This is a genomic window from Rhizobium leguminosarum, from assembly GCF_001679785.1.
GTDB lineage: Bacteria > Pseudomonadota > Alphaproteobacteria > Rhizobiales > Rhizobiaceae > Rhizobium > Rhizobium leguminosarum_R.
Window position 1 is genome coordinate 1 of record NZ_CP016288.1, and the last position, 24,718, is coordinate 24,718.

General features: G+C 57.9%; 26 protein-coding genes and 4 pseudogenes. 20 read left to right on the forward strand and 10 right to left on the reverse strand.

Features of this window, described 5'->3' with window-relative positions:
* Nucleotides 1-233 precede the first annotated feature (233 nt).
* From BA011_RS30390 to BA011_RS30415, 6 genes are all read left to right on the forward strand, one after another.
* Nucleotides 234-983 carry an ABC transporter ATP-binding protein gene (locus BA011_RS30390; RefSeq protein WP_065283581.1) on the forward strand — a complete coding sequence of 250 codons (750 nt, stop codon included), beginning with the start codon at nucleotides 234-236 and terminating at the stop codon, nucleotides 981-983.
* Complete coding sequence (locus tag BA011_RS30395) at nucleotides 976-1,680, forward strand: ABC transporter ATP-binding protein (protein WP_065283582.1); 705 nt, start codon at nucleotides 976-978, stop codon at nucleotides 1,678-1,680. The genes BA011_RS30390 and BA011_RS30395 overlap by 8 nt, the downstream gene beginning before the upstream one ends.
* A gap of 116 nt (nucleotides 1,681-1,796) precedes the next feature.
* Nucleotides 1,797-2,681, forward strand: coding sequence for a formyltetrahydrofolate deformylase (gene purU, locus BA011_RS30400; RefSeq protein WP_065283583.1), 885 nt, complete (start codon nucleotides 1,797-1,799; stop codon nucleotides 2,679-2,681).
* A gap of 48 nt (nucleotides 2,682-2,729) precedes the next feature.
* Nucleotides 2,730-3,797, forward strand: coding sequence for a maleylacetate reductase (locus BA011_RS30405; protein WP_065283584.1), 1,068 nt, complete (start codon nucleotides 2,730-2,732; stop codon nucleotides 3,795-3,797).
* A gap of 105 nt (nucleotides 3,798-3,902) precedes the next feature.
* Nucleotides 3,903-4,742: a dioxygenase gene (locus BA011_RS30410; protein ID WP_018516640.1), complete on the forward strand. Its 840-nt coding sequence runs from the start codon at nucleotides 3,903-3,905 to the stop codon at nucleotides 4,740-4,742.
* Between the two features lie 10 nt (nucleotides 4,743-4,752).
* Nucleotides 4,753-5,085, forward strand: a complete 333-nt coding sequence (locus BA011_RS30415; protein ID WP_237352769.1) for a hypothetical protein — start codon at nucleotides 4,753-4,755, stop codon at nucleotides 5,083-5,085.
* A 421-nt stretch (nucleotides 5,086-5,506) separates the two neighbouring features.
* Here the strand turns inward: BA011_RS30415 and BA011_RS30420 are convergent, their stop codons facing one another.
* The 3 genes and pseudogenes from BA011_RS30420 to BA011_RS45420 all read right to left on the reverse strand — a co-directional run.
* Entirely contained in the window at nucleotides 5,507-5,734 is a 228-nt protein-coding gene (locus tag BA011_RS30420) for a hypothetical protein (RefSeq protein WP_018481363.1), read from the reverse strand.
* A gap of 95 nt (nucleotides 5,735-5,829) precedes the next feature.
* Entirely contained in the window at nucleotides 5,830-6,051 is a 222-nt protein-coding gene (locus tag BA011_RS46630) for a DUF982 domain-containing protein (RefSeq protein WP_420493450.1), read from the reverse strand.
* Nucleotides 6,009-6,113 (reverse strand): annotated as a pseudogene (locus tag BA011_RS45420) (Ku protein); the annotation flags it as partial. The gene BA011_RS46630 and the pseudogene BA011_RS45420, both read right to left, overlap by 43 nt.
* Nucleotides 6,114-6,292: 179 nt before the next feature.
* On the opposite strand from BA011_RS45420, the gene BA011_RS30425 reads away from it, so the two are divergent.
* From BA011_RS30425 to BA011_RS30435, 3 genes and pseudogenes are all read left to right on the forward strand, one after another.
* Nucleotides 6,293-7,018: a hypothetical protein gene (locus tag BA011_RS30425; protein ID WP_020572893.1), complete on the forward strand. Its 726-nt coding sequence runs from the start codon at nucleotides 6,293-6,295 to the stop codon at nucleotides 7,016-7,018.
* Between the two features lie 44 nt (nucleotides 7,019-7,062).
* Entirely contained in the window at nucleotides 7,063-8,223 is a 1,161-nt protein-coding gene (locus tag BA011_RS30430) for an XRE family transcriptional regulator (protein ID WP_186806604.1), read from the forward strand.
* A gap of 61 nt (nucleotides 8,224-8,284) precedes the next feature.
* Nucleotides 8,285-9,033 (forward strand): annotated as a pseudogene (locus BA011_RS30435) (IS6 family transposase).
* A 134-nt stretch (nucleotides 9,034-9,167) separates the two neighbouring features.
* On the opposite strand, the gene BA011_RS30440 reads toward BA011_RS30435, so the two are convergent.
* Nucleotides 9,168-10,004 carry an enoyl-CoA hydratase/isomerase family protein gene (locus BA011_RS30440; RefSeq protein WP_065283586.1) on the reverse strand — a complete coding sequence of 279 codons (837 nt, stop codon included), beginning with the start codon at nucleotides 10,002-10,004 and terminating at the stop codon, nucleotides 9,168-9,170.
* A 72-nt stretch (nucleotides 10,005-10,076) separates the two neighbouring features.
* Here BA011_RS30440 and BA011_RS42760 point away from each other — a divergent pair, with 72 nt between their 5' ends.
* The 4 genes from BA011_RS42760 (at nucleotide 10,077) to BA011_RS30455 (ending at nucleotide 13,426) form a co-directional block, all read left to right on the forward strand.
* Nucleotides 10,077-10,694, forward strand: a complete 618-nt coding sequence (locus tag BA011_RS42760) for a hypothetical protein (RefSeq protein ID WP_151343662.1) — start codon at nucleotides 10,077-10,079, stop codon at nucleotides 10,692-10,694.
* Nucleotides 10,695-10,864: 170 nt separating this feature from the next.
* Nucleotides 10,865-11,461: a TetR/AcrR family transcriptional regulator gene (locus BA011_RS30445; RefSeq protein ID WP_065283587.1), complete on the forward strand. Its 597-nt coding sequence runs from the start codon at nucleotides 10,865-10,867 to the stop codon at nucleotides 11,459-11,461.
* 980 nt (nucleotides 11,462-12,441) lie between these two features.
* Nucleotides 12,442-12,717, forward strand: a complete 276-nt coding sequence (locus BA011_RS30450; protein WP_065283588.1) for a hypothetical protein — start codon at nucleotides 12,442-12,444, stop codon at nucleotides 12,715-12,717.
* Between the two features lie 10 nt (nucleotides 12,718-12,727).
* On the forward strand, nucleotides 12,728-13,426 hold the full coding sequence (locus tag BA011_RS30455) for an SDR family NAD(P)-dependent oxidoreductase (protein WP_065283589.1): 699 nt from the start codon (nucleotides 12,728-12,730) through the stop codon (nucleotides 13,424-13,426).
* Nucleotides 13,427-13,942: 516 nt separating this feature from the next.
* Here BA011_RS30455 and BA011_RS30465 read toward each other — a convergent pair.
* Together BA011_RS30465 and BA011_RS30470 are read right to left on the reverse strand one after the other, a co-directional pair.
* Nucleotides 13,943-15,160: an aminotransferase class V-fold PLP-dependent enzyme gene (locus BA011_RS30465; RefSeq protein WP_065283591.1), complete on the reverse strand. Its 1,218-nt coding sequence runs from the start codon at nucleotides 15,158-15,160 to the stop codon at nucleotides 13,943-13,945.
* A gap of 152 nt (nucleotides 15,161-15,312) precedes the next feature.
* Nucleotides 15,313-16,233, reverse strand: coding sequence for a LysR family transcriptional regulator (locus tag BA011_RS30470; RefSeq protein ID WP_065283592.1), 921 nt, complete (start codon nucleotides 16,231-16,233; stop codon nucleotides 15,313-15,315).
* Nucleotides 16,234-16,415: 182 nt separating this feature from the next.
* On the opposite strand from BA011_RS30470, the gene BA011_RS42765 reads away from it, so the two are divergent.
* The 4 genes and pseudogenes from BA011_RS42765 to BA011_RS30490 all read left to right on the forward strand — a co-directional run.
* Nucleotides 16,416-16,796, forward strand: a complete 381-nt coding sequence (locus BA011_RS42765) for a RidA family protein (RefSeq protein ID WP_151343663.1) — start codon at nucleotides 16,416-16,418, stop codon at nucleotides 16,794-16,796.
* A 62-nt stretch (nucleotides 16,797-16,858) separates the two neighbouring features.
* The gene (locus BA011_RS30480) at nucleotides 16,859-17,878 is read left to right on the forward strand and encodes a carbon-nitrogen hydrolase family protein (RefSeq protein WP_065283594.1); all 1,020 of its coding nucleotides are present in this window, start codon (nucleotides 16,859-16,861) and stop codon (nucleotides 17,876-17,878) included.
* 4 nt (nucleotides 17,879-17,882) lie between these two features.
* The gene (locus BA011_RS30485) at nucleotides 17,883-18,869 is read left to right on the forward strand and encodes a molybdopterin-dependent oxidoreductase (RefSeq protein ID WP_065283595.1); all 987 of its coding nucleotides are present in this window, start codon (nucleotides 17,883-17,885) and stop codon (nucleotides 18,867-18,869) included.
* Between the two features lie 228 nt (nucleotides 18,870-19,097).
* Nucleotides 19,098-19,854 (forward strand): annotated as a pseudogene (locus BA011_RS30490) (transposase); the annotation flags it as partial.
* A 255-nt stretch (nucleotides 19,855-20,109) separates the two neighbouring features.
* Here BA011_RS30490 and BA011_RS30495 read toward each other — a convergent pair.
* A pseudogene (locus BA011_RS30495) lies at nucleotides 20,110-20,492 on the reverse strand (Glu/Leu/Phe/Val dehydrogenase dimerization domain-containing protein); the annotation flags it as partial.
* Between the two features lie 121 nt (nucleotides 20,493-20,613).
* Between BA011_RS30495 and BA011_RS30500 the strand changes: the two are divergent.
* Together BA011_RS30500 and tnpB (BA011_RS30505) are read left to right on the forward strand one after the other, a co-directional pair.
* The gene (locus BA011_RS30500) at nucleotides 20,614-20,964 is read left to right on the forward strand and encodes a transposase (RefSeq protein WP_186806605.1); all 351 of its coding nucleotides are present in this window, start codon (nucleotides 20,614-20,616) and stop codon (nucleotides 20,962-20,964) included.
* The gene (gene tnpB / locus BA011_RS30505; RefSeq protein ID WP_072642640.1) at nucleotides 20,961-21,197 is read left to right on the forward strand and encodes an IS66 family insertion sequence element accessory protein TnpB; all 237 of its coding nucleotides are present in this window, start codon (nucleotides 20,961-20,963) and stop codon (nucleotides 21,195-21,197) included. The genes BA011_RS30500 and tnpB (BA011_RS30505) overlap by 4 nt, the downstream gene beginning before the upstream one ends.
* Here tnpB (BA011_RS30505) and BA011_RS30510 read toward each other — a convergent pair.
* From BA011_RS30510 to BA011_RS46635, 3 genes are all read right to left on the reverse strand, one after another.
* Nucleotides 21,168-23,285: a recombinase family protein gene (locus BA011_RS30510; protein WP_065283598.1), complete on the reverse strand. Its 2,118-nt coding sequence runs from the start codon at nucleotides 23,283-23,285 to the stop codon at nucleotides 21,168-21,170. The two genes, tnpB (BA011_RS30505) and BA011_RS30510, sit on opposite strands and share 30 nt — an antisense overlap.
* Nucleotides 23,286-23,577: 292 nt before the next feature.
* Nucleotides 23,578-23,958, reverse strand: a complete 381-nt coding sequence (locus BA011_RS30515; protein WP_237352770.1) for a helix-turn-helix domain-containing protein — start codon at nucleotides 23,956-23,958, stop codon at nucleotides 23,578-23,580.
* 259 nt (nucleotides 23,959-24,217) lie between these two features.
* A complete protein-coding gene (locus BA011_RS46635; protein WP_167378988.1) occupies nucleotides 24,218-24,451 on the reverse strand; it encodes a DUF5372 family protein in 234 nt (77 codons plus the stop codon).
* An 80-nt stretch (nucleotides 24,452-24,531) separates the two neighbouring features.
* On the opposite strand from BA011_RS46635, the gene tnpB (BA011_RS46640) reads away from it, so the two are divergent.
* Nucleotides 24,532-24,690 carry an IS66 family insertion sequence element accessory protein TnpB gene (gene tnpB / locus BA011_RS46640; RefSeq protein ID WP_159458871.1) on the forward strand — a complete coding sequence of 53 codons (159 nt, stop codon included), beginning with the start codon at nucleotides 24,532-24,534 and terminating at the stop codon, nucleotides 24,688-24,690.
* Nucleotides 24,691-24,718: the final 28 nt, after the last annotated feature.

Sequence of the window (24,718 nt, forward strand, 5' to 3'; positions counted from 1 at the left end):
TTCTCCTTGTCTGCCGACGTTATGGTGATGCTGATCCTGGGAGGAGCCGGGCGGCTGTATGGCGCGCTGATCGGGACATTGCTCTTCATGGTGGTCCATCATGTCGCGGCAAGCATCGATCCCTTGAACTGGCTCTTCGTGATCGGCTTCATGCTTCTCATCGTGGTCTTCGTGCTCCCAAAGGGTCTTGTTGCTCTTCCAGGTCGCTTGGCGCGAGTGCTCAGGAGGACGTCATGAACGACGGGCTTTCCATTGTTGGACTTTCGAAAAATTTCGGAGGCCTGCAGGTCGCCCGGGACCTGACCCTCACGTTGCCGCGAGGCTCGCGCACCGCACTGATCGGGCCAAATGGTGCCGGCAAGACGACTTTCGCAAATCTCCTGACCGGTGTCCTGAAGCCGACATCGGGCAAGATCGTGCTGAACGGCCAGGATATAGGATCCCTGAGCGAATCGGCTCGGGTGAGGGCAGGCGTCGCGAAAACCTTCCAGATAACCAATCTGTTTCGCGACCTGACCGTTCGCGAAAATCTGCGGCTGCCCATACTGGAGCGGGAAGGCCGCACGCATCAGTTCTTTCGTCGGGCGGACGGGTGGAGCGATATCGAGGCTGAGATCACCCGGTTGATGCAGGATCTCAATATCCTGTCGCTGGCAGACAAGCCGGTGCGTGGACTGGCTTATGGGCAGCAGCGGCTGGTGGAATTGGCGCTGACGCTGGCGGTGAAGCCGAAGGTTCTCATTCTCGATGAGCCGGCGGCAGGGGTACCCTCTACCGAAAGCCACTTCATCGTGGAAGCTATCAAGCGGCTTCCGCAGGATCTGTCGGTTCTCATCATCGAGCATGACATGCAACTGGTGTTCGAGGTCGCAGACCGTATCATCGTGCTGGTGAATGGCGCGATCCTGATGGAGGGCACGCCCGACGAGGTTGTCGCCAACAAGCAGGTTCGCGAACTCTACCTGGGAGCGGGCCATGTCTGACATTCTCCTCGAACTGGATGGTGTCGTCGCCGGCTATGGCGATACCCATATAATCCGCAATGTTTCGATCCGCATTCCAAAGGGCGAGCGGCTGGCGATCGTTGGGAGAAACGGCGTCGGTAAAACCACCTTGCTCTCCACGATCATGGGCCAGACACGTCAACACGCCGGAAGCATCAAACTCAGGGGGGCGGCGATCGATACGCTCGCCTCGCATCGGAGGGCGAGACTGGGGATTGGCATCGTGCCGCAGACCCGCGACATTTTCGGATCGTTGACGGTCGAGGAGAACCTGGTTGCGGGACTTCGGAATGGATCGACTCTGGAAGAGGCTTACGATCTGTTTCCTCGGCTGAAGGAGCGTCGTTCCAACGGCGGGCGCCAGCTTTCCGGAGGCGAACAGCAAATGCTGTCGATTGCCCGTGCTCTTCTGGGAAAGCCGGAAATCATTTTGCTGGATGAGCCGCTGGAGGGGCTGGCACCGGTTATCTGCGAAATGCTGATGGACGTTTTCCACAAGCTGGCCGATCAGGGCCAGACGATCGTGCTGGTGGAGCAACATGTGGGTTTGGCGCTCAAGTTTGCAGAGCGCGTCATTGCGCTCGACCAAGGCAAGATCGTCTTTGAGGAAGAGGCGGCAAAACTGGCCGCCAATCGTACCGAACTCGACCGTTTCATCGGTCTTTCCGCCCAATAACCGGCGCGGACGGCAGACCAGGCACGATGGCCTTCCATGAGCTCAGCGGGCTGCAGCATTTGTCGGGAAAGCCGGATGAGCATCTATTGAAGAGCCCTAACAGATACGGGGATAGAATGAAGAACTATGTCTTGACGGTTTCCTGCCAAACCACACGTGGCGTTGTCGCGGCGATTTCCGGCTTCCTCGCGGCCAAGGGTTGCAACATCGTCGACAGCTCGCAGTTCGATGACCGGGACACTGGCAAGTTCTTCATGCGTGTCAGCTTCATCTCCGAAGAAGGCGTGTTGCGGCCCGATCTGTCGGAAGGTTTCATGCCGGTAGCGGACAAATTCGGCATGGAATGGGATATTTTCGATGCGCAGGAGCGCATGAAAGTGCTTCTTATGGTGTCGCGTTTCGGCCATTGTCTCAACGACCTGCTGAATCGCTGGGAGATCGGTGCTCTGCCGATCGACATCGTCGGCGTGGTGTCGAACCATTTCGATTACCAGAAGCTGGTGGTCAATCACGACATCCCCTTCCACCACATTCCGGTGACCAAGGCCAACAAGCCGGAGGCGGAGGCACGCATCATGGCGCTGGCCGAGAGCTCCGGCACCGAGTTGATCGTGCTCGCCCGTTACATGCAGATACTCTCCGACGAGATGTGCCAGAAAATGTCCGGGCGGATCATCAATATCCATCATTCCTTTCTGCCGAGCTTCAAGGGCGCCAATCCCTACAAGCAGGCCTATACGCGCGGCGTCAAGCTCATCGGCGCGACGGCCCATTACGTCACTGCCGATCTAGACGAAGGCCCGATCATCGAGCAGGACATCGTGCGCATCACGCATGCGCAGTCGGCGGAAGACTATGTCTCCCTGGGTCGTGACGTGGAGGCACAGGTGCTCGCCCGCGCTATCCATGCTCACATCCACCATCGGACCTTTATCAATGGAAATCGCACCGTCGTCTTCCCGCCGAGCCCGGGAAGCTATGCCTCCGAGCGCATGGGCTGACCCGGCAGCGACGACATTTGCACCGTTTGCATCCAGGAGGAGAAGACCATGCGCGAGCCGTTTATCTTCAAAGGCACTGTTCCTCGCATCGTGTTCGGTGTGGGGACGATCTCTCAGGTGGCCGAAGAATTGCGTGGCCTTGGCCGGCATAAGGCCCTTGTCCTGTCGACACCGTTCCAGGAAAGGGAGGCGCAGCGCCTTGCCGAACAGTTGGGATCCGCCTGTGCGGGGCTCTTCAGCGGTGCCATGATGCACACGCCCGTCGACGTGACGATCGAAGCGCTTCGCGTCTTCTCTGACAAGGGCGCGGACTGTGTCATTTCCTTGGGCGGTGGTTCGACGATCGGGTTGGGAAAGGCGATCGCCTACCGAACCGATGCGCCCCAGTTGGTCATCGCCACAACCTATGCCGGATCGGAAGTGACCCCGATCCTCGGGCAGACAGAAAACGGCATCAAGACCACTGTGCGTGATGCATCAATTCTACCGGAAACGGTGATTTACGACCCTGAGCTAACGTACGACCTTCCTATCAACATGACGGTGACGAGCGGCCTCAACGCCATGGCCCATGCCGTGGAAGGACTTTATGCGCAGGATCGCAACCCGGTTTCCTCAATGATGGCGATGGAGGGCATAGCCGCCTTGCACGAGGCACTGCCTGCCATCGTGGGTGATCCCCGAAATCCCGCGGCCCGCAACGATGCCCTCTACGGCTCCTGGCTCTGTGGCGTTGTTTTGGGTGCGGTCGGAATGGCACTGCATCACAAGATCTGCCACACGCTGGGCGGCAGCTTCGACCTGCCGCATTCGGAAACGCACGCTATCCTTCTTCCTCATACAGTGGCGTATACGGAGGCGGCGGTACCTCACCTGCTGGAAGCTGTTGCCGCTTTATTGGGGACGGATCGCGCGGCGCCTGGGCTTTACGATTTCGCGCTCGGCATAGGCGCCCCGACCAGGCTCCAAGATTTCGGACTGGCCGCCGAGGATCTGGACAAAGCCACAGATATTGCCATGCGAAACCCTTACTGGAACCCCAGGCCTCTGGAAGCTACGGCAATCCGAGAGATGCTTCAGATGGCATGGGAAGGGGCGAGGCCGGCTTCGTCGTGAACCCGGGGGCCAGAGTGATCCACATCAGGAACCAAGGTCCGCGCCTTTTTAGCAGGTAGGCTTCGGGATTAAGGCAAGCCAATTCTCACTCGCGAAGGAACAGGTATGACAAACTATTTCACCGAAGAAGCTTCCGTCGAGGCGGTAAACGGGCGCATGGCCTCCGACATCGATCCTCGCGTGAGGGAGGTCATGACCTTGCTTGTGAAGCATCTGCATGCCTTCATCAAGGAAGCGAAGGTTCCGCAACAGGAATGGGAAACCGCAATTCGGTTTCTCACGGAGACCGGCAAGATTTGTTCGCAAGAACGGCAGGAATTTATCCTGCTATCCGACACGCTAGGCGTATCCATGTTGGTGGATGCGATCAATAACCGCAGGCAACCGGGCGCAACGGAAAACACCGTGCTTGGACCGTTCCATGTCGCCGGGGCTCCCCGTGTTGCGATGGGCGATCGCATCACGCTTGACGGGAAGGGCGAGAGCTGTGTCTTCGAAGGCACTGTGGTCGATCTGGACGGACATCCGATCGAGGGTGCAATCATCGATGTTTGGTCAGACAATGCCGAAGGCTTTTACGATGTGCAGCAACCTGACATCCAGCCTAAATGGAACAACCGCGGAACCTTCGTGACCGGCTCCGACGGACGCTACAGCTTCGTCGGAATCAAGCCCGTCTCATACCCCATTCCCGCAGATGGGCCTGTGGGCCAGATGCTGAAGCATCTTGGCCGGCATCCCTATCGGCCTGCGCATATGCACTACATCGTCACGGCCGCCGGCTTCCAGAAACTGGTAACCCATACGTTCGTCGGCGACGATAACTATCTTTCATCCGACGCCGTCTTCGGTGTCAAAGCCAGTTTGATCGCGCCGTATGAGCGTGTGCTCAGCGGTGAAACCGTCTGGCGTTCGCCATTCGATTTTGTCCTTAACCCACAGTGAGGCGGCCGAGATGCCAAATATGAAGATTTACGTGGATCGATCACTGCCAGAGCAGTCTCATCTGAAAATTGAGGCCGCTCTGGTGCCGCTGAGCAAATTGTTATGCGAAAGGCTGGACGTCAACATCAACGCCTGCCAGTTTGCTGTCATTCCAGTCTACGCGATGGCAAACCTTCCGGCGGTGAACCTCGAGCTTTTCCTCCTGCCGAAAGCAGAACGGACGCGTCAGAAACTCATGGATCTTGCCAGGGAAATCCAGCAATTGGTCGGGGACGCTGCGATCACACAAGTTGCCGTTCGGATTTCCCAGCTCGATCCTGCGACGTTCATAGCCTTGAAGTGACTCGCCGGTCGGGGACCGTGCTTCGCAGGTTCGATTCCTGTCAAGGCGTGGGGTTCGAAGACGGTCGAGCAAGTTGGATGAGCGCTACTAGCCATGTGATAACCGGCCTCCGCGACCCTTCTGCGAGAAACTGGCGCCAAGGCGCTACGTGAATGCGGTCGTGAGCGCGTGTTGTTCCCGCGCAGATCAGGGTCTCAGGTCATTTAGTTGATCGCACCCTTCTGCGATGCGGACCGTGGAGGAGCGCCATAGGTGAGGTCGAAATCGCCTGGAGGGAGCAGGGCGGCCCCGTCGTCGAATGCCCCGCAAGTTCCGATGGGTTATGGTACCAAAATTCTCCATCGGGCAGTCTGTCGGTGTGAACGCCCGACAAAATGCGTGCCCCTGTCGAGAGCCTTCGTTCGCTTGCCCGATGAACGGTTCACTCGGCGGCTTGTCGGACAGGGTATTCTTCTGGGAGTTCCGCCGGAGCGATGATCTCGAAGTCCGCGGGCATGGCGTGCTGATCGGTTCCCAGGAGCGCCAGCGTCCAATAGTCAGAATCCTCCCCGAAGATAGTGGAGACCCGAACGATCGTTGGTCGTCCGTCGAAATACTTCGAGGACTTCGCCCAGTAAAATGCATGCGGAACCAAACTCGCTGCAACCATGACGCCTACTCCCGTGACCTGTGGACGGTAGCAGAAATCTCGGAAATGAGAATGCCTCAGCTTGTCCAGGTAGTGGATAATGATCACCGATCGACCTACCCGGCTTCCAGTTCGCGTCTTTGCACGGCGACCTTCCGCCGCGAAGACGCGGCACGGCTCCGACGCCGCCGTTCGTCGTCGGGCAGAACCTTCAAATGGGCGGCTCGAGCTGCAGACACGAAAGCTTGTCTCGCCCTAGTGGGCCTCAGTTCGCCTTGAAGCGACCGCAGACATGTGAGACGACACGATTTCCTGTTTTCTTGTTGAGCGTGTGGCATCGAACTTTTTCGCTCTCGCTTGTCGCCGGACTCATTGCCACGGGACATGTAACCAGCGACAGCTTGAGATAGCCCTTCCAGTAGGGGGCGCGGCATGGCTGGTCTCCTCAGCTCGCTTTACGCTGCACGGCCAGGATGCAGGTGGCATCCCTGTTGTCACCTTCAGTTTGAATTGCTAAGTGCAAAACAATATGTCAAAAATCCCCTTAATGCAAAACTCGATGATTCCCATGAGGGCCCAATGATCAGTGATGAGCGACGTTTCGAGTTTGAATCCGCGATCCGTCGGGACGTACCCCGCGACCTACTCGTCGAAATTGAACATCAATTTGGGATGGCCGCCCAACAGGCAGAGGCCGCGGTAAGCGGGTCACAGGCCGCAGTCACCCATGGGGTGGCGCTCTCAAGACGGCGCGCAAGCCGAGCAACCGGTCTCGTCCGGTTTCAAATTATCGATGAGATGTTCGAGCAGATGCTCAACCGCCATGGCGCAGAATTCGTCAAATCGGTTCCGATCGAACAAGGCCCTGATGAAATCAAAGACGCGCCAGTTTATCTGACCACCGGCCGTTTTGGTCATACAATGATCGGTTTTGCATCCCATCGTGAAGTGGATGATCTGCCGATCAAGAATGCGACCCGATCTGCTTTGTGCAATCAAAACCGCGGACTGTCATACGACCTGTTTCATCCGCCAGAGATGTTTACCGACCGAGAACGTTTTGTCGTCATTATGGTCCGTCGTGATGCCCACGCTCTTGGAAAGATAGCGTCAATTACAGTCTGCGTTGCAGACGCACGATCGCAATCGTTCTTGTTTCAGGCTGATATCAAGGACTTCCTGGCTGGTTACGGATCGCAAGCGCAACCGGCGGCCAAGGCCTTCTCCCTTAAACAGGTGAAGAAGTCATTCAAGGCCTCCAAAAAGGACGGCCCCGCGGATGAGAAGAAAGGCAATGAAAATTAGGAACGACCGTGCGTAGTGGAGTGCAAAGTTTTGTTGGCGCGAGATTGGCTGAAGCGAGGCAAGCGAGAGGAATAACTTCCCGCAAGGCGCTGGCCGATCTGATGCAGCGCGCTGCGAGCACAGTCATCCGTTGGGAAGAGGGTGAAACCGCGCCGGAACCCGCTGCCTTGACCGAATTGGCTTCGGTCCTTCGATTGCCAGAGGACTTCTTTTTGACTGCCCGCCGCGAAGGTAGTGGCCTGTCGTTTTTTCGCTCGTTTGCCGGTGCTTTGCGCGGCGATCGCTTGTCACAGCAAGTCAGGTTGGCATGGCTCGAGGATGTTACGGCGGTGGCTGAACATTACGCCCACCTTCCCGAGATAAATGTTCCCGATCTCCTGCAGGGGCGTAACTTTCGCAATCTCCGCGATGAGGACATCGAGGCGTACGCTCAAGCAGCAAGAGAGCATTGGGGCCTGGGCCTTCGCCCTATTCTCAACATGGTCGAGCTGCTGGAGCGAATTGGCGTCGTAGTCGCCAGCGAACCGATGGAAACCGATCAATTGGATGGGCTGAGCCGTTGGGGATCGGATGGTCGCCCATACGTACTGCTTGCCAGCGACAAGCAGTCTTTTTCCCGACGCCAATTCGATGCCGCTCATGAACTAGCCCACCTGGTGCTGCACCGAGCAGTGACCGAAGAGGAATTCGTCGAGAACTTCAAAGCCATTGAAGACCAGGCTCATCGTTTTGCGTCCGCGTTCTTGCTCCCGGCAAGCCAATTCAGTGTTGAAATCGACACCGCTGCTATCTGGGAACTGGAGCGCCTGAAGGCGCGTTGGAAAGTTTCGATCAAGGCACAAATTATGCGTCTGCAGCGGCTTCAGATTCTGGACAAAAGCTCTGCAACTCGTCTCTACAAAATCTACAGTGCGAAAGGCTACTCCAGGCGGGAGCCGTTTGACGATGTTTGGCCGATGCAGGAACCGACATTGCTCGCGGATGTGTTCAAGGCATTGGTCGATGCGGGGCAAGTCACCAAAGAGGATTTGCGCGAAGATCTACCGCTGTTTCCGCACGACGTTGAAAGTCTGACAGGTCTACCATCCGGATGGCTGAGCTTGCAGGCTGCGAGAATCGTGGAGCTTAAGCCCGTCGTGACGCCGCGTGACAACCTCGGTGGGGTTCGCGGAGAAGTAGTGCCGATCAAACGGAACGGTGACTGATAACCACATTTCGGTCCAGTTTGCATTTTCAGCCGCTTGTTAAATATAGGAAATCATGGCGATGTCACGTTGTCTGCGGCTTAACGATTGTGGGATAACGGGTTGGGGTGAACAGTCCGACCGTAAGCTACAAGAACCACCGCTTTCCACCGCAGATCATCGCCCGTGCGGTCTGGCTGTATTTTCGGTTCCCTTTGAGCCTAAGGATGGTCGAGGAGATGCTGCTGGAGCGCGGTATCGTCGTCTCCCATGAGACGATCCGGAGATGGGGTCGCAAATTCGGAACGGCTTATGCCAGGCAGTTGTGCAGAAAGAGGTCTTCGCGAAAGGATATCTGGCATCTGGACGAGTGGTGATTTCCATCGGCGGCCGCAAACATTGGCTCTGGCGTGCCGTTGACCAAGACGGTTACGTTCTCGACGAGATCGTTCAAGCCCGCCGCGATACCCAAGCCGCCAGGCGATTGCTGGTCAGGCTGCTGAAGAAGCAAAGCCTGACGCCGAAGCGGATCGTCACCGACAAATTGCGCTCATATGGTGCTGCAAGACGGGAGGTGATGCCCGCCGTCGAACATCGATCGCACAAGGGCCTGAACAATCGGGCCGAGAATTCTCACGTGCCGCTTCGAAAACGGGAGCGGATGATGCAGGGATTTCGATCCGTCGGCGGCTTGCAACGGTTCATATCGATCTTTTCGGCACTCCGAAATCTCTTCGTCCCCCGCACCAGAAAAACTCAGCCCTCGCCATCCACATCCATCGGATCCGCGCAATGGCGCAGTGGAAAGCCGTGACCGGCGCAACCGCCTGACGTCTCAGACAAGCGCCCTGTTCCGACCTTGATCAAACAACGTGACATCGCCGCTGAAACTCGTGCCTGACGCGATCTGAGTTCAGGCGAACGGCACCAGGGCGGCGGCCCCACCTAGGGGGCCGCTGCTGACGTCATCGGGCGCCGGTGCCGAGATTGCCGAGGTGATAACCCATGCGTGCCTCGAAGTCAGCACCCACTTCGTCGCGCTTTTGCGCTATGCGGGCTCCCCGCTCAGGGATCGTCGGCCAAGAGAACGCGTTGAGGAAAGCGCCCTGCGTCTCCACCAGGTCCTCAGCGGACGGCAGGGTTCTACGGTTGATCAGCCGCTTGGCCTCGGCGAGCGAAAGCTTGTCGAACGAGGCGATGCGCCGGGCGAAGTTGTCGACGAAGGCGTCGAGCTCATCATCGGGCAGTGCGCGGTTCACCCACCCGTAGTTCGCTGCCGTTGCTGCATCGAAATCGTCGCTGCCGAGGACGATTTCAAGCGCTCTGGCCCGTCCGACGAGGAGTGGCAGGCGCTCGGTTGCGCCGCCGCCCGGGAAGACGCCCGCTCCGACTTCGATCTGAGCGAAGATTGCTCGCTCCAGGCTGGCAAAGCGCATATCACATGCCAGAGCAATCTCAGAACCGCCGCCGCGCGTGCGACCCCGAATCGACGCGATCGTCACGACCGGGGAACTGGTCAACCGTGTCGTGGCATCGATGAACGTCGGCAGACCAGTCGGCCCCGGCGTCAGGGGGAAATCGGCGAAGCGGGAGACGTCGTAGTGATTGACGAAGAAGTCCGGGTCAGCACTATCGAACACGACCACCCGCAACGTGTCATCGGACTCGATGAGACCGACGATCTGCTGCAGCTCGATGAGGGTCTCCGGATCGCAAAAGTTCAGCGGCGGGTTGCTGAAGGTCACCCGCCAGTATCCCGGCGCCGCCTCGGTGATTGTGAATTGGGTCAGTGGAGCACTCATTCGAAAAATTCCTTCGTTCTAGGGGCACTGCGAGTGCCGGGTGCGCAGACCATCGGGTCGACAACAAAGAGGATGACAGGCATCATCTTGAATGTCAACGACGCAAGCAGTCGTGCCAAAGGGGAGCAGGATATGACGGCGCGAAACTGGACGATTGCGGCAACGACCGCGGTTTTGAGTTCACCAGTTTGCAAGCTGGTCCCTGGTCACGCGCCACTGCCACGCTTCGCGACCCCGATGTGCGATGCAAGGAAGCAGGCTTCGGTAGCGCGAGGATCCAGAAATGTTGTTAAGAAGCATTATTCATTCTTCGGTGTCGCCGATGCTGAGGCCACCGGGCACCCGCCACGGCTGGCCGGGGAAGCGGAGCCGGGTGGGGATGGCATGGGCAGATTTTCGAACGTCGCATCCTCCAATCCAGCCTCCCACAGAACCGGCAGTTTCGTTCATTGCGGGTTCGGTAGCGATCCGCTCCTGGCGACAACATGTCGTCGCAATCAAGGAGCGGGCCGAACGGTGCTCGGCCCGCCCGGCATCAGCCGTTTTGCCAGAGTGGATGAGCAGGTGCAGACGCTCTTCTCAAGCGAACTGTGGATGGTACTGGCCGCCCCGGAAGCACGAGGGACCGAAGCACCGTCACGATGGCCGCCCGCTTGGCTCCCGGACAATGCGGCCGGCTTCATCATTTGATTGCCGACGGCATCCGGGATGCGGGGCCAGTAGCATGGAGCTCTGGTTCCGCCCGCGTTATTGCTTATCTCATGGCGGAGGCTTGTGATGCAAAGCGAAGGCATCGTTGCTATACGCATACTCTACTACTATCTTGACCATGGATCGTCAGATTGAAAGGAGGGATTGTCTTGGGGCATTCACAGGCCGAAAAAGTACAAAATCGGGAGCGGATCCTGACCGAGGCCGCTGACCAGATCCGAGACGGCGGGCTTGAGTCGGTGAGCGTGGGAACGCTCATGAAAAGCGTGAATCTAACTCATGGCGGCTTTTATCGCCATTTCGCGTCACGTGCGGACCTGCTGGCCGAGGCTCTCAAGCGCGCTCTGTTTGACGGCGCGCGTCGGTCACCAAAGGGATCGGCGGGGATGCGCTCCTTCGCCAACGGCGTAAAAGACTATTTAAGTCGAAATCATCGCGACTCGCGCAGCAATGGGTGCGCAATTTCGGCGCTGGTTTCCGATGTAGGGCGTGCCGATGCCCAAGCCAAAGCGGTTATGGCCACGTATGTTGAGGACTATATTGCCAGCACCCGGCAGCAACTTGGCGATGACGACGATTCCAGGGCGATGTTGGCCGTAAGCGCGATGGTTGGGGCTCTGGCGCTGTCGAGGGTAATGACCGATCCGAGCCGTTCGGACATCCTGCTCCAAACTGTCCGTGATCATCTCGTGGCATTCAGCGACGCCAAGGAACTGGCGGGCGCAGGTCATCGGGACGAAGCGTGAGTATGGCACGGACCGGGAAGTTCAGGGCGGTCTTGCGCTCTCTTCCGCTACTTCGCAATCTGGCGGCCTTTTTACGTCCCATATCCATCAAATAATTGTTGTTTGCGTGAAAGCAGTTCGTTGCCTCGTTGAGGTTGGGGTGGTGCGATTTGATTTGACGGATTTCCGGTGTTTGGTCATCCAGCTGCTCCTTCCAACGAAAGTTTATGGCAAGGCGGGCGTTGACGATTGGCGAGTGCTGAACGCACCGGTTCCAGTGATCCTGTCGCACAGATGATCGGCATCATAGCCCTGTCGGCAATCGTAGCCTCAGCCTGTATGTCATCGGCGAGATCGTGAGCAAAGGCGATGTCGTTGCGCTGTCCGGGATATGGCTGCGTTCCATGGGTCGGTCCCGCAGTGCGACCGTGAGCACTCTGCCACAGGTTTTTGGCGACCATTTATGATGGCTCGAATCAAAGCGAATGAGCGAGTTGAAAGGCGCTTTATCAGTACGCCTGCCCGCGAACCGCTCGACGAATGACGATCTACGACGAGTTTGGGCTAGACAGGATGATGATCATCATGCAGATATGAATATCTGAACAGTTGTGACGTTGGCAGCTCTCGGTTTCATAGCCCGCTGCGCGGGCAACTTCGCCGCTCTTCATCGGTGCACCTGGGAGACACTCTATTGGCCTGGGGTTCGTATCTTTTCCATTTGCTCAATCATCCGGCTTTAGGCGGGACGTCGGGTCATTGTTGCGAAGCTCAGGTAGGAGCAGTCTCGGGCTGGAAACATGTTGCACCCTGGCGGATCGGTTCAAGGAGCCATAAATGAAAACGCTCGAGTTCTATTACGACTATCGCAGTCCCTTCCTGGCATTCTCTCAGGTCCGTATCGGATGTGCAGATCGCTTTTCATCCATTCGAGAGGACCGAATGAAACAGCAGGAAAGCGTGTCAATGAGCACGCCTGCGCACCCAAGGGCGCGCTCCGGATGACTGATCTTCAGCGATGGGCAGACCATGCCATCAGGCAGGCGCGCGTCACGCTCGTGGCGGGAAAAATGAATGCAATGACCGCGGCGGTAGAGGTAGCCGCCGAACTGGGTGCCGCAGGCCCCGATGCCGATGAACTCAAAAGGCGGATGGACGAGCCGACCGGCCTGCCCCTGCCGCAGGAGGCAACCGCGAAAGCGGCGTCGGGCGGCGTGTTTGTGGAGGACGAAATGTACTTCGGCAATGATCGTCTGCACTTAGTGCAGATCATCTGATGCGCGACGCATGAGTCCGCTAGTCGTCATCACCGGCGTTGGGCCAGGTACCGGCTCGGCAATGGCCCGGCGGTTCCACGACGGCGGCTATCAGGTCGCCATGCTCGCACGCACGGCCGAGCGCTTGAGGGTTCTTGAGAACGAGCTACCGAACGCTTTTGCAGTCCCCTGCGATGTGGCCGACCCTGCGGCGCTCGCAACCGCACTTGACACCATCGAGCAACGCGCAGGCGTACCCAGGGTGGTGATCCACAACGCCGTGGGCGGGGCCTTCGGCAACTTCCTCGACATCGAGCCGGAAATCCTTCAGCAAAACTTTCAGATCAATGTCATGGCGCTGCTTCACCTGGCCAGGTGGGTTGCACCGCGGATGGAGGCGGCAGGTGGCGGCTCTTTGCTCGTGACAGGCAACACCGCAGCCTATCGCGGCAAGGCCGGCTTTGCCGGCTTTGCGCCCAGCAAGGCGGCGCAACGCGTTCTGACAGAGTCGATCGCCCGCGAGATGGGGCCACGGGGCGTACACGTGTCCTTCATGATGATCGACGCCGTCATCGACGTACCGTCGGCACGCGCGCGCTTCGCGGATGAACCGGATGACTTTTTCATCCAGCCGTCTGACATCGCTGAAGAGGTCTGGCACGTCACCCACCAGCCGCGTTCTGCCTGGTCGTTCCTGACTGAGTTGCGGCCTTTCCGCGAGCCCTGGTGATTCGAGCGCTTTTGCTTCACGTATTTGAGCGACAGGGTGCCTGCAAGTGGGGAGATAACAAGTTTGCCGATGAACGGCGGCATTCCCCCCCGCCGTGCTGAGTTGAATCCAGGCAGAAATACGCCGCTTTTCTTTTGAACAGATTCGATGTTTCAGATACTGCAGAGGTCCGGCTTCGCGTCGGCGATCAGCGATGCCACAGTTCGAGGCGGACATCGATGCGATCGACATCTATCCGGCTGTCAGCACACCATCGCGACATCGAGAAACAAGCTCGAAGTCGCCGGATGAAGAGCCTTTGCTGCACCGGCACCTCAGGCGGCCCCGGCTTCATCGTGAACGTCTGTCGGTTTATCGAAAGACGTTCACGATGAAGCCTATAGCGCATGTGAACGGGGCAGAGCGTCTCTTCAAGCTACGAATATCGGTGCTGATGACTGTCTGGCGGCGGCTTGTGTTCTCGCCAAGCAGCCTCACAGGGTGCAGATCAGAATGCTGGCTTTGTATCTACATCAGCTATGGCGAACGGTAAACTGCAATGCCAGCAATTGCCTCGAGAAAAGCATCGATCTCTTCCTCGGTATTATAATAATGTGGCGACGCTCGCACTACGGGCGGAAGTTGTCGCGCGCAGGCGTCAACGGGCGTACTAGAGGGAGGTGAAACCGAGACGTTGATTCCTTTGCTGGTGAGATCGGCCATGACGGCTGACGAGTCCCGGCCCTCAACCGTGAATGAGATGATGGACGCAAGCCGCTCCCCGAGATCATGTACGGATACTCCACGCATCTCCCTCAGGCCTTCGCGAAGCTTTGTCGAAAGGTGTTTGCAACGCTCTTCGATGTTCTCGAGTCCAATATTGAGCGCGTAGTCCACTGCAGCTCGCAAACCGAGGCGAACCGAATAGTTCTTCTCCCAGGTTTCGAAGCGTCTCGCATCAGGTCGCAAGTCGTATCGATCAGGCGCCGTCCAGGGCGCGCCGTACAGATCGATCATCGCCGGCTCGATCCTTTCCAGGACTGATTTACGCATATACATGAAACCAGTTCCCCGCGGCGCACGGAGAAACTTCCTGCCAGTAGCAGTGAGGATGTCGCAGCCGAGCGCGTTGACATTGATCGGGATTTGACCGGCAGCCTGGCATGCGTCGAGTAGATAGAGAATGCCATTGTCCCGCGCAATTCGACCGATTGCTGCTGCTGGATTTATAAGCCCACCGTTCGTCGGGATCCACGTAACTGCAATCAACCGAACGCGATCATCAATCATTTTCGCAAGTGCGTCCGGATCGAGGACGCCAGAAGAGTCATTCGGAATGACTTCGATTGATACGCCGGTGCGCTTGGCAACCTGCAGAAAGGCGATGTAGTTGGCCGCAAATTCGGCACTTGCCGTCAGGATTCTGTCTCCAGGTCCAAAAGAAAGGGAATAAAAGGCGCGCTGCCAGGCGATGGTGGCATTTTCAGCGATCGCTATCTCCTCGCGAGTGCAGCTTACGAAACTGGCCAAGCTGTCATAGGTTCCCTCCAACAGCGAGTGGGCCTCCGCTGCAGCCTCGTAACCTCCGATTTCGCCCTCACGGCTGAAGTACCCGGTCACCGCATCAATCACCGGGCTCGGCATCAGCGCAGCCCCGGCATTATTCAGATGGTTTCTGTTTTTTGTGCCGGGGGTATCCGCACGCAGACGAGGAAGGTCCAAAATCTTGCGAGCACTGCGGGTGACTTCCAACATGGGGTTTCTTCCTTGATCGGACCGAGAATCACGTTGATGCAATTGGCATTGTCACGGAAGCCGATATTTTCGCAACACGCTGTGCAGAAATGCGCACCGTTGCACGCCTGCCAGGTCGGCTGTAGCGTTGCGAGCATCCGATTTGCAAAACCTCACGATGACCAGGGTGCGTTTCTGAGAAGTTGTTGTTCGTCGCGACGAACCAGCTCTTTCAGGAACTGCTTTACCGCTCTCACTCGCGGAAGATAAGCAAGGTCCTGATGTGCCGACATCCAGATCTCACGTTCGCCGCTCAACCCGTCGAGCACTGGAACGAGACCAAGGTTCAGACTGCGTGCGAATTCGGGAAGGGCCACTATTCCTGCGCCCGCAGACGCCGCAAACATCTGCGCCATCATGCTGTTTGAGCTGAACGCGATTTTTGGGGCGGGTATCAGTTCCTCCAGCCATAGAACGCTCTCGAGCTGGACCAGCTCCTCAATATAGCCGACGAATCTGTGGTGGCCAAGATCCGCCGGGCCAGAGGGAACGCCATTGCGCTCAAGATAGGCCTGCGAAGCGAACAAGCCAGTCTTGAAACGCCCAATCAGTTGACTGTCGAGAGAAGTTCCGTGGGGCTTGAAGAAGCTTAGGAACAAATCCGCTTCCCGGCGAGCGACCCGAACCGTTTGCGGCGATGTTACCAGCTCAAGGTCAAGATCAGGGTACCGGTTGCTGAGTTCAACAAGGCGCTTGGAGAGATAAAGCGTTGCGATACCTTCCATGGTGGCTAATCTGACTGTGCCGCGTATCTCGTCTCGATTGCTCACGTCGCTGCGAAGCGCATTCACACCATTCTCGATTTCCTCTGCTCGCCGCATTGTAACCAACCCGGCCGGTGTCAGCAAAAGTCCGTCGCTGGTCCGTTCGACGAGTGCACCGCCAACCGTATATTCCAGACGAGCAAGCCGACGTGATACGGTGGAGTGGCTCACATTCAGTTCCCGGGCCGCTCCGGTCACGCTCTTGCACCGGACGACGATGAGGAAGAGTTTGAGATCGTCCCAATCAAGATGATCAATTGCAGTCGCCATAGTATCCCCGTCTATTTTTGCACAGCGTAGTCCATCCATTTCGAATTGGCGCGCAAATTCGTTCCGTTAGTTTCGAACGGGCTGCAAAACTGAACAGGCAGCGTATAGTGAGGCAGGATACCTTGCGGACATGCTGATCGTCAGCAGGTTGGCTCCGCTTGAACCTGCCTTTGGAGGAACCCATGGCAAGACGAACTGTGAATGCTTCGAACGCTGCGGCAGTAGGACCGTACTCACACGCGACATGGGCCGGCGACCTGCTGTTCTGCTCCGGGCAAACACCGCTTGATCCGGGCACCGGCAGACTTGTCGACGGAAATGTTGCCGAGCAGACCCACCAGTGTTTCGATAATCTGTTTCAGGTTCTTGGGGCAGCAGGCCTGGGATCGGACGATGTCGTGTCCGTCAACGTTTATCTCACCGACATGAGTGACTTTGCTCATATGAATGAGATTTACCGCACATGTTTTTCATTGCCCTACCCGGCCCGTACCACAATCGGTTGCGCCAGCCTGCCGCTTGGAGCCCGTATTGAAATCGGTCTGGTGGCTAAGCGGTCGTGACGCGGTCTTTCGACCTTGTCGAACTGGCCTATCGCTAGAACTTCATGAGTAGAGGAATGTCTATGGGAAGCAAGAACTTCAAGGCCGCCGCTGCTCATATTGCCCCCGTTTACCTCGATCCGGTCGCGAGCACACAGAAAGCTTGTTCGGTAATCGCAGAGAGTGCGCGAAACGGCGCATCGCTCGTGGTATTTTCGGAAAGCTTTCTCCCAGGTTTCCCCGTCTGGGCAGCACTTTACGCACCCATTCAGTCGCACGAACATTTCAAGCGCTTCTTGAATGCTTCCGTATACGTGGATGGACCTGAAATCGAGCGTGTGCGGAAAGCTGCGTCCGACAACGGTATTTTCGTTTCAATCGGTTTCTCCGAGCGCAACCCGGCAAGTGTCGCAGGCCTGTGGAATAGCAATGTCCTGATTTCCGATACGGGTGAGATCCTGATCCACCATCGAAAGCTGGTGGCAACCTTCTTCGAGAAACTGGTTTGGGATCCCGGCGACGGTGCAGGTCTGGTCGTCGCAGATACAGGAATCGGCCGAATTGGCGGTCTCATTTGCGGAGAAAATACAAATCCACTCGCGCGCTACAGTCTGATGGCCCAGGCCGAACAGGTTCATATAAGCACCTATCCGCCGATCTGGCCCACGCGCGTTCCGACGGAGAGCGACAATTACGACAACCGGGCGGCCAACCGTATCCGGGCCTCAGCCCATTGTTTCGAGGCGAAGTGCTTCGGCATCGTTGTCGCCGGCCGGTTGGATGAAAGCGCGCGCAGATCCATTGCTCAGGATGATCCTGCGATCGCAGCGATAATGGATGCCAGTCCGCACGCCAGCAGCTTTTTCCTTGGACCGACTGGAGCGCCGATGGGGGATGAAATGGTCGATGAAGGTATCGGCTATGCCCATATCGATCTCGACGATTGTATTGAACCGAAACGATTTCACGATGTTGTTGGCGGTTACAACCGATTCGATATATTCGATGTCACTGTCAACCGGACACGCCGGAAACCGGTCCGGTTCCAGATAGGTCAGCAGGAATATGGTTCCCGCGTCGATGCACCGGCCCTGGAGGAGTAAGGCAATGAGGCGGATGGGTATGCATATGCTAAAGAAGGGTTTCTCCTTCCAGGGGCCGGCCGAAGGCGTTCATGCCTTGAAATCCTGGATTACACCGGAGGATGATCTTTTTCTGGTCACGCATATGGGGTTCCTGAATATCGACCCCGAGCATTGGCATCTCGATGTCGATGGCCTCGTGGGCAACCCCACGAGGCTGCGTCTCCCGGATCTTCAAGCCATGCCTCAGCGCGAGTACATGTCATTTCACGAATGCGCCGGAAGCCCTCTTACCCCGACAGTCGCCAAGCGCAGGATCGGAAATGTGATTTGGAAAGGCGTGCCGCTGTCGCTTGTTCTGGAACACGCGGAGATAAGCAAGCAGGCGTCTTTCATCTGGACTTCCGGCCTCGAGTGGGGCGAATATGCGGGGGTCGAAGAACCGTATCAAAAAGACCTGCCTATAGAGAAAGCCCTCGCAGAAGAGATTCTTCTTGCACTTGAGATCAACGGCCGGCCGCTCACTCCGGAACGTGGGGGTCCGGTTCGACTGGTTGTGCCGGGTTGGTACGGCACGAACTCGGTAAAGTGGATTGGTTCGATCACGGCCGCGAACCGGCGGGCGAGGGGCGCCTATACAACGCGATTCTATAACGATCCCGCGCCATCGGGGCTGAAGCCGGTCTGGGGCGTCGCCCCGGAGTCCGTTATCGTGTCGCCATCGCCCAACGATCTGCTGTTGGCTGACGTGCCAACGGAAATATCGGGCTGGGCCTGGGGAGATCGCGAGATATCAACCGTGGAAGTCAGCGTGGATGGAGGAGGTTCGTGGCAAACTGCGACCGTAGGTCCGCGCAAGGATAAAAGTTGGCAGCGGTTTGAGCTGCCATGGTTGCCCAAGTCGGGCCAGCATGTTTTGCTATGTCGGTGCACAAACGAACTTGGGGAGGGACAGCCGCCGTGTGACGCAAGAAATGCGGTGCATGCAGTTCAGGTCGTGGTTGGAAATTAGCCATACCGCCAGAGGGCCGCTGTGGAGCAATGTTAACCCGATTTGAAAGTCCCGTTCACGAGAACACGGCCTGGTCGAGAGCTTAGACTAGTGCCCGTCCATAAACGGTAAACCACTGAAATTATTGCGGGAAACGCGCCATCTCCGCGGGCAAGGCCCGGCGGTTTCAGGTATACTTTAGATCAAGCTACTGATTCTAAAGACAAACCGTAACCGCCGGAGCCGACAATCCGCCAAGAACGCACGGTCCAAGCCAGTGTATTCGATCTTTTCGCCGAACACGAGATCGGTCGTGAACTGAAGGCGATGTCGCAATGGCTGGATGAGCATGGCGATTTGGGCTGGTGACGCGGGACCTGCGCCGGCATGGTCTCAAGGAGACCGGCCGCGAGGGGCTGCCGGCCGAGGCAGTGCTGCGCTACGCGCTGCTCAAGCAGCATCGCCAGTTGAGTTATCAGGAGTTGGCCTTCCATCTCGAAGACTCCGCCTCGTTCCGGGCCTTTGCCCGGCTGCCGTGGGGTGGAACCCGAAGAAGTCGGTCTTGCACAAGACGATCAGCGCGATCCGGGCGCAAACCTTTGAAGAGATCAACCGGGTGCTGCTGGCGAGCGCCAAGCGGGAGACGCTGGAAAATGGCAAGGTCGTGCGTGTGGACAGCACCGTCACCGCTTCACTGATCCATGAGCCGAGTGACAGCAGCCTGTTGTGGGACGCCGTGCGGGTGATGGTGCGGCTGTTGCAGCAGGGCGATGCGTTGGGTAGCGCCATCCCATGGCACAACCATTGCCGCGCGGCGAAGAAGCGGGCTCGGGCGATCGAATATACCCGCGGTCGTCCCAAACGGATCAAGTACTACCGCGAACTGCTCAAGATCACGCGCACGACCTTGAGTTATCTGCAGCAGGCGAGTGAACAGTTGCCCCTGACGGCGGGCCCAGCCGGCGAACTGTGGCAGGCCCAACTCCGCCACTATAGGCCGCTGATCGGTGAGCGTCCGGTGAGCGGTTTTTGCTGATCGGGCGAATCAGGCGATGTTCTGGCATTAGAACCAGCATTAGTGCTGACATTAATACCAGATCAAAGAGCCCGGAGAAATAGATGGACGGCCGCGCATGAAGTTCGGCCGTGAAGTCCGCTGCCGTCGGCTGATCCGTCCCTCCTGTCAGCATGCCGCGCCCCCGAACTAAATCCCGATTGCCTCATAGGCGTCGGCGACCTGCCGGCTGGAAGCGACATAGGCTGCGGCCCGGCCCTTCGACAGCGGCTTGCCGGTGACGCAAGCGCGAGCATTGACGGCGTCGGTCGGATTGGCACGGCGGAATTCATCCATCATCCAGGCCATTTCCCGTTCGCCCGCGCCAATATCGGGGGCTGGAACGTTGACACCGAAGCAGATCAGGCCGCGTTTGTTCAGTTCCTGGGTAAAGCGGCGGGTGATGCGCTCAAGTTCCTGCGGCGACCACTCGCTCGGATCGATCTTCAGTGCGCCCTTGGAACCACCGAATGGCACGTCGACGGGCGAGCACTTGAGCGTCATCAATGCGGCAAGAGCCTCGACCTCCTCGGCGTCGCATTCGAGGCATAGCGGATGCCGCCTTTGACCGGTTCGCAGTGCTCATTGTGGGTAAGCGGCAAGGAGACCCCATCTGGCGCTGCTGATGCTGGGCAGGGTATTTCGGACATACGACTTCTCTGAATGTGAGGATCTATGTCTAGGCCTGCGGCTAGCCTTGGATTGATGCGGATGATCGAGGCGGTGCCCGATCGTCTTGACGGCTCGCCGCGACAGTTGCGGCGGTTCTGGTCTGACGAGTTCAAGGCCACAGCGGTCGAGCAAGCCTGTCAGCAGGGTGTGAACGTCTCGGCAATTGCGCGGCAAATCGGGATACTTCCGTCTCAGCTCTATCGCTGGCGCAGAGAATTCCTGGGAAGTGATGAGCCTGGGCAAGCCGCAGCGACAGTGGATCCGCAGAGCGTTGTATCCGACCCCGACCCCATCGTGGAGATCATGATTGGCAATATCGTCGTGCGGGTGGGCCGGCATGTCGACGAGGCGCATCTGCAGCGCGTGATCCGGGCGGTTCGCTCAGCATGATCCCCGCGGGTGTGAAGGTCTTCCTCGCCAGCCATCCCATCGACTTCCGCAAAGGGCCGGACAGTTTGCTGTCGCTGGTGCGCGATGCCGGCAGTGATCCGTTCAACGGCTCGCTTTATGTCTTCCGGGCGAAGCGCGCAGACCGGGTCAAGATAGTCTGGTGGGATGGGTCAGGGGTCTGCCTCTATTCCAACGATCAGCGTTCATACTACACCTCTTTCCTCGCCAGTTGATGTTCTTGGCTCAGTTTGCGTTTGTTGGCGCGCAGCAGTCCGATCTTGGAGTTGGTTCCAACGGCTGCATTGCTTTTGCGGCAAGTCTCCATCGGGGATTTCGTACAGGCTGTAGTGCCCGTTGTAGGCATGTCTGGCAATGAGGCCATACTTGGCCCATCTTGCGACGGTTTGCTCACTGATGTTGAGGTGCACTGCCGCTTCCTGTCTCGTCAGCATTCCTCGCTGCCGCAGCCGATCATATCGTGATTGCAGCTTATATTCGTGGATGAGATAGGCGACTTTGAGAGGTGTAAAGCGGGCATCATGGCAGCCGCGACGTGCTGTTCCACCTGGGCGATGACCCTGCTCGTTCAGGATCTCGGCGATCTCTGGATAAATGTAATCATCGAGAAGCTTATCGATCAGTTCAACGATATTGGGCTTTGTCTTGATCTGCTGAGCGGAGGACTGTGGGTTCATGGTGGTGAGCGTCTGGATTTTGCCACCCTTGAAGCGAACGTGAAGCTTGGTGGTTCCTTCCGCCGGCAGCTTTAAGAGCGTGACGTCCTCGATGATGTGGGCCAGCAGTCGCTTGCGTTCGCGACTTGGGGTATCTGGATCTTTCCAGAGTTCGTTGAAGTCGGCCGTCATCGCGACCAACCGCTCGTGGACAGCTTTATCGAGAATGAATTGATCGTGCTCTCGGCCACGTTCGCGTTCTTCGCGAGCATTGGCCAGTATGCGTAGCTTCTCGTTCCATTCACCTTCGAGCGTGTCGGCGACGAGGCGGTTATTGGGATCGACCAGCATGAAGCGGCGCTGGGCGAGATCGGCTTCCGTTTGGGCGCGTTCGATCGCGCGACAGCGCAGCCGGTCTGCTTCTTCATGGCGAGCTTGGATCTCCTTGCGGACGTCGAGTGCCAGTTCGACGGCCGCTGGCGTCATCTGCTCGGCAATCAGCATGCCGATGGCTTCATCGACGGGTGGCCCGGCAATCGACTGACACATGGGCTCCCCACGATAGATATGGTCACGATTACAAATGTACCAGGCTTCCTGCCGGCCACGCCGGGCCGCATAGCGAACCCTAAGATGGTTGCCGCATTGCCCACACACTGCCCGGCCTTGCAGTAGCGCCGGGCCCTCCCTTGGGATTGACGCTCGTGCCGCTTCAAATCCACGGCCGTTCGCCTTGAGAATCTTCAGGTTCTCCTGGTGTCGCTCCCAACTGATATAACCGGGGTGGGCATCGGGCATGCAGGCCGGCCAGTCATCAATGTCGCGCGCACGCAAAGTCTTCTTGCCGTCGATGGTACGTCGAAACTGTCGTCGGCCATAGGTATAGGCGCCAGCGTAGCGCGGATTGTTCAGGACACGCATCGCCGTCGACGCGGTCAGCGGCCGAAACAGCGTGTCGCCGTTGTGTAGGCGCGACGGAAACAATAGGCCTTCATTGCGAAAGACCTTGACGGTCTGGGAGGCGGACTCGAGGCGAGAGAACATCTCAAAGAAATGAATGATCGTTTCTCTGACTTGCATGTCTGGATCAAGCGTCACATGACCGAAATGGTCATAGACCAGCCCGGTCGGCAGCAGGCAACGAAACTCGCCGCGCCGCACCTTATTGAGAATGCCGCCGCGTAGCCGGGCCTTGATCACATGCAGTTCGGCCTCACTCATCGTTCCCTTAAGGCCGAGCAGGAGCCGGTCGTTGAAACTTGCCGGATCATAGACGCCGTCTTCGTCCAGGATCAGTGTATCGGCAAGGGCGCAAATCTCTAGCAATCGCTGCCAGTCGGCATTGTTACGCGCGAGACGAGAGACCTCCAGGCCCATGACGATCCCGGCATGCCCCATGCCGACGTCGCTGACCAGGCGCTGGAACCCTTCACGCCAGGCGGCCGATGCACCGGACTCTCCTTGATCGTTGTCGATGACGATAATCTGCTCGTCGCGCCATCCGAGGGCGACAGCACGCCCCCGAAGCGCATATTGCCGCCTGGCGCTCTCGACGTTCTCAACGACTTGCCGCATGGAAGACTGGCGGATGTACAGATAGGCGCCGCGTTCGAGGTGATGAGGCTGGACTTTGAGATGTACATTCATCGTGATCTCCGATCGTTGATGCTCATGGCGATTGTCGCAAGGACGTGAACGACGGTGCTGTGTCCGCGGTGCAGCGGCCAAGCAATTGACGACGGGTAATTCTGCTCTCGCGGGGTGATTGCTGTTGAGGCTAACGCCTGAGCCCATCCCCACATGCCCCGGCGCAAAAAGAGCAGCAGGCCGCTACGGGCCATGAGCGGCAACGCTGCGCCGAGAGCAGCCTTGCGCAATACCTCGTACTGGGACGCGATGGTTGACGGCTGGATCGGGCATGCCGCCGTCGCGGCAATGTCTACCTGCCGCTTTTTTTTAGAACCCGCTCGATCGATCTGGGATGAAGCTCGATATCGAGTTCCTGGCGGAGCAGCTTGGCAAGTTCCCGGGCGCGGACGGGTTCGCCTGGGGCGAGATGCGCCTGCAGAAATGCCACGACCTTGTCGTCGATCTTGTGGGGACCGCGGGGCCCCGGCTTCGTCGGCACCAGTCCGGCAATGCCGGCCATATTGAAGTTCACCTTGGCCTGGTAGTAGGTCGGCCTGGAAACGCCGTACTCGTCGGAGGCCTCCGTCACCGACAGTTTGTCGATGGAGACGCGACGCAGCATCTCGTATTTGACCTGCACGGCGTCGTGTGGATCGAAGAACTCGCTGCCCCGAAACTTTGGATCGCGCACCTTCTCGGGGTTGGGTTGAACGTGCCCTCTTCGATGAGGACATCCGTCTTTGTGCGCTTGCTGTCGTACTTCGCAGACATCAATGGCTCCGAGGGCGTGAAGCGACATTATCGTAAGTTTAATTATGACGCAATTTACCGCCTCGTCAAGGCAATCTCTATGGCTTATCACCGGCATTCCGTCATATATACAAGCGTAAATCCTCATGAATATCACCCTCTGCGGCATAATCTGTTTTACAGAAGCGGCATATTTATCTTTACATCCTGGCGCGTCGTCGCGTGCCCGACTTGCTTGAAAGGCGCTCCACCAGGGCGGTCAATTCCATTAAGTCGGCGACACGCAAGAGCGATCGTCCATTGCTCATGGCAACTTCAGGATCCGGGCTCACAAGATCAGTCCATTGCGGGGGAACCGACCAAACGGTGGCATCCTCGGTCTGCAGCAAAAGGCGTTCACCATGCCGATTGTAGCGCTTGCCGACACACGGCAACTGCCGTGGGAATAGAGGATGAAACGGATGCGTGACCCGTACTAACTGCGTATCTGCGTTGGTAGAGGCTGCATTCCTGTGTGAGGTACAAGCGGCTAGAGAAGGCGCAGTTCTGCTGGCCGCGGATCGGCCACAACCGGGTGCAGCTCAATCATGCTCAGCTTATGGCGCTCGTTGACGGCATGGACTGGAAACGGGTCCGCTCTGTGGCGGTGAAGCCGCCGGAGATTGTTGGGTAAATGCCTGCGGCGAAGTGAATCAACCGCC